Annotated in this window: 1 protein-coding gene; it reads right to left on the bottom strand. The window is 51.4% G+C overall.

The window, feature by feature from the left end:
- Positions 1–4: 4 nt before the first annotated feature.
- Positions 5–615, bottom strand: a 611-nt coding sequence (locus R7Z50_RS28810; protein ID WP_318149922.1) for a flagellar basal body P-ring protein FlgI, incomplete at its 5' end; no start/stop codon positions are given.

Below are 615 nucleotides of genomic sequence, written 5' to 3'. Positions count from 1 at the left end.
ACCATTAAATGATGATCAACTGGCCTTCGATGGCACCAGCTTGTTTCAATGCTTGTAAGATGGCCATCAAATCAGAAGGTGCTGCGCCCACTTCATTCACCGCACGTACGAGGTCATCCAGCGTCAAACCCGGCTCGAATTTGAACATCTTGCCTTTTTCTTCCGTCACTTCGATATCTGAATCGGGCACCACGACCGTTTGGCCGCCAGAGAAGCTGTTTGGTTGGCTAACGTTTAGATTTTCTTTGATGGCGACAGTCATGCCACCATGCGTCACTGCCGCAGGCTTAAGACGCACGTGTTTGCCAACGACAATCGTGCCAGTACGGGAGTTAACAATGATCTTCGCCGCGCCATCAGCTGGGTCAAACTCTAGGTTTTCAATCGCGGACAAAAACGCCACACGCTGGCTGACATCACGAGGGGCACGTACGCGTACCGACGTCGCATCGACTGCGCTAGCCATTTGTGGGCCAAGGAAGTTGTTTACCGCATCCGCCATGCGTTGTGCGGTCGTGAAATCAGATTCAAGCAAGTTGAAAGTAATGTAATCACCACGACCGAATGGGTTTGGAATTTCGCGCTCTACCGTCGCACCACTAGAGATAAGACCAA

It is taken from the genome of Vibrio sp. 1249-1, from assembly GCF_033340495.1.
Note: the sequence above shows the minus strand (reverse complement) of the source record. Positions and strands in the feature narration are given on the sequence as shown.